Source organism: Pseudomonas sp. P4_C3 (assembly GCF_056402075.1).
The window spans coordinates 1-3,420 of sequence record NZ_JBFUIC010000390.1; the positions used below are offsets into that span (position 1 = coordinate 1).

The 3,420-nt window shown below is 62.0% G+C and carries 3 protein-coding genes; all 3 read left to right on the forward strand.

Annotated features, from left to right (window positions below):
- A partial coding sequence (locus tag AC1DVH_RS28095) for a DUF6502 family protein (protein WP_477756538.1) occupies nucleotides 1–823 on the forward strand: 823 nt, incomplete at its 5' end.
- The gene (locus tag AC1DVH_RS28100; protein ID WP_477756539.1) at nucleotides 820–2,364 is read left to right on the forward strand and encodes a DUF5666 domain-containing protein; all 1,545 of its coding nucleotides are present in this window, start codon (nucleotides 820–822) and stop codon (nucleotides 2,362–2,364) included. The genes AC1DVH_RS28095 and AC1DVH_RS28100, both read left to right, overlap by 4 nt.
- A 102-nt stretch (nucleotides 2,365–2,466) precedes the next feature.
- Nucleotides 2,467–3,216, forward strand: coding sequence for a hypothetical protein (locus tag AC1DVH_RS28105; RefSeq protein WP_477756540.1), 750 nt, complete (start codon nucleotides 2,467–2,469; stop codon nucleotides 3,214–3,216).
- The last annotated feature ends 204 nt before the right edge of the window (nucleotides 3,217–3,420 follow it).

Genomic DNA, 3,420 nt, shown 5'->3' on the forward strand with positions numbered 1-3,420 from the left:
CACCTCGCTCCTCAAAGCCTTGCGACATGTCATGCGGCCGCTGGTACGCCTGATGCTGCGCAAAGGCGTCACCTACCTGGTGTTTGTCGACCTGCTCAAGGAGGTTTTCGTCGAAGTGGCGGACCGTGAGTTCCGTCTGGGCGACAAGGCACCGACCGACAGCCGCATCAGCCTGCTCACCGGCGTGCATCGCAAGGATGTACGACGCTTGCGCAATACCAGCGACCCGGCTGCTTCCACGCTTCCGGAAAACATCACGTTCGGAGCGCAACTGATCAACGCCTGGGCCAACGCGCCCTTCTGCAACGACGCCGGTAAGCCACTGCCACTGCCTCGATTGGCCCGTGTCGGCGGCGACCGCTCCTTTGACGCCCTGGTGGCGAAGATCAGCACGGATATCAGGGCGCGGGTGGTGCTGGACGAGTGGCTGCGTCTGGGGGTCGTGCGCCTTGACGAAAAAGATCTCGTGCACCTCGAAGCCCAGGCTTTCGTGCCACAAAAGGGCTTCGATGAGAAAACCGCTTACCTGGGGCATAACCTGCACGATCATGCCTGCGCTGCGGTACACAACCTGAGCAGCGAAGGTCCGGCCTTTTTTGAACGCAGCGTGCACTATGACGCACTGGCCCCGATGAGCGTCGAGGCGTTGCGCGAGGCCGTTGCCAGCGAGGGAATGCAGGCCCTGTTGAGTTTCAACCGACTCGCCGCCGAACTGGAGTTCCGGGACCTGCCCAGCCTTGAACCACGCCAGCGCATCACGGTCGGATTGTACTTCTACACTGAAGCTTCCGATCCCGATTCACCAACGGCCCCTAAGCCATGACCGTCAATTTGCGCCTGATTCGTGCAATCGCCCTCACTCTGGGCCTCGGGCTTCCGATTGTGCTGCAAGCCGCCCCAGCCTGTGTCAGCCAGAATGACGCGGGCACCAGCGCAGTGCCAGTCATCCAGGCTCCGGGCGGTACCGGCGGCACGGGCGCAGCGCCTGGCGGCATGGGCGGTACCGGCATCGACACCGACAACGGCGGGATCGGCGGTACCGGTGCACCGCTGAAAAAACGCCCTGGCGGCATTGGCGGTACCGGTGCCATTGCAGGCGGCGTGGGTGGCACGGGCATCAGCAATGATAACGGAGGGATCGGTGGCACCGGCATTGTCGGCACCATCACCGGGTTCGCCTCGATCTGCGTCAATGGCGTGGAAGTGCACTTCAACAACAACGTCCCTGTCAGCGAGAACGGCCTTGCCACCACCAGTACCCACCTGGCAGTCGGCCAAGTGGTTGCCGTGGAAGCGTTCAACTCCCGGCGAGGTCTGGAGGCCGGGCGCATTTCTATCCTGCACGCCTACGAAGGCCCCTTGACAGCCCTGCCGCGCGCATCCATGCCCATGCGCGTCATGGGGCAACCGGTACGCCTGGCCAGCGGTGCTCAAGTCGCTCCCGGTCTGCGCCTGGGTGATCCCGTACGGGTCAGCGGGCTGCGCGATGCTCGTGGCGAAGTGGTGGCCAGCCGCATCGACCGGGCGCCCGGCCTCAAGGAAGCCAGTGCCATCGGCTCGGTGGATCGCAGCGGCTATCTCCAGGGGCTCAAACTCAGCAATCATTCAGGCGCGGCGCAGGAAATGCTGGTGCGCGGCCAGTGGTCCGGCCGCGAGCTGGACGTGACCCAAAGCCGCCCCGACCCGAGCCTGCCTTTCATTGGCCGGGCACACAATGCAGTGATCGAGGGCCTGGTACAGGGCCGGCAGGACCGCCATCTGGTGGTTGGAGGCTTTAATGTGACGCTGGCGCACGACACCGTGTTTGTCGGTGTGCAGCCTTCAGAAATGGCGCTGGACCGACGCGTGCGGGTCAGCGGCGTGTTTACCGGTGCGCGGGACGTGCAGGCAACACGTATCGAATTGCCCCGCGAGCGCTCCGATTCGCCAGCCAGCAACCAACACGGGCGACTCCGGGGCAGCGAGCAAAAAACGGACGACTCAAGTGGCTCGGGCAATTCGGGCGGCTCCAACAGCTCCGGGAACTCGGGCAGTGACAGGAGCGGCCGCTCCGGGAGCGAGGGCGGCGTCGGCGAAGATACTCGCCACGGGGGCAATGACAGTCATGGCGGCGGCGACCAGAGGGAAAGCGTGGACAGGTCCGGCAAGTCAGAGCGTGTCGAGAAGGTCGAGCAACCCGACAAAGTCGATAGAGTCGAGAAGGTAGAGCAAGTCGAAAAAATCGAACGCCCAGAGAAGGGCGAGAAAGTAGAGCGACCAGAAAAAGTCGAGAAGGTGGAGAAAGTCGAAAAGGTCGAGAAAGTCGAGAAAGTCGAGAAGGTTGAACCGGTTGAAAAAGTCGATCACTCCGGCAGGTCGGGTTAAACAGTGCTGTCATGATGCACTATCGTCATAAGTAACTAGGCTTGGTAAGTCACGCAACAAAGCATGCGTGTGAACTTCGATGACGCAAGACACGAGGTGAACATGGACCCCAAGCGCATCCTGCTCGTCGGTTGGCTTGCCAGCCTGGCCTTGCCGGCCCTGGCCGATACCTTCTCGACCTCGATCGGAACCGACTACTCTCGGGGCGACTATGGCACCGGTACAACTTCTGAAACCTGGTACGTCCCACTGGTGGGCAAATACCAGACCGGCCCCATGACCTACAAGCTCACCGTGCCCTGGCTGCGCATCACCAATCCTTCGGTCGGCCCTGATGGCGAGCCGTTGCCCGGTGGTTGCGGCAAAGTGGAAAGCGGTTTGGGTGACACTGTCGCCGGTGCCGACTATGCGGTGATTGACGGCAGCGTTGGCGGGCTGTTCGTGGACCTGATCGGCAAGGTCAAGTTGCCCACAGCCGACGAAGACAAGTGCCTGGGCACGGGCAAAACCGACTACTCCGCCCAGGTCGACGTCGCCAAAGCCTTCGGCCCTGTGACCGGGTTCGCCACTCTGGGCTGGAAAAAATTCGGCGACCCGTCGGGCTCCGACTTCGACAACCCGATATTCGCCGGCCTGGGCTTCGCCATGCCCGTGTTCGCGCGCACTGCGGCGGGCGTGTCCTACGATTGGCGGCAAAAGGTCGTTTCCACGGGCGACCAGATCAAGGAGCTCACCCTGTTCCTCACGCACAAGCTCAATCAGAACTGGAAGTTTCAGTTGTATGCCGTCAAGGGTTTTTCCGACGCCAGCCCGGATGGCGAGGCTGGACTGTTGTTCAGTCACACCTACTGATACCCACCTGTTTCCCTGCACTGATGCGTTTCACTGCCTCGGCCCAGGCCAGCGCGCGCTTTAGTCCTGATGTTCGGTCGTTGACACTCAGGCTGACAGCACTAATCTATTAGGTGTGGGAATATTTCCCACGCAACGATGCCGGCTGGCTCTGAGGGATCGTGCGGATACCGCAGTTGCTCTTGATTGCTGCAGATTTATGGC

What these genes read in the sequence shown, in the direction of transcription:
- AC1DVH_RS28105 (WP_477756540.1), top strand. Translation starts at nt 2,467, where the DNA reads ATGGACCCCAAGCGCATCCTGCTCGTCGGTTGGCTTGCCAGCCTGGCC.
- AC1DVH_RS28100 (WP_477756539.1), top strand. Translation starts at nt 820, where the DNA reads ATGACCGTCAATTTGCGCCTGATTCGTGCAATCGCCCTCACTCTGGGC.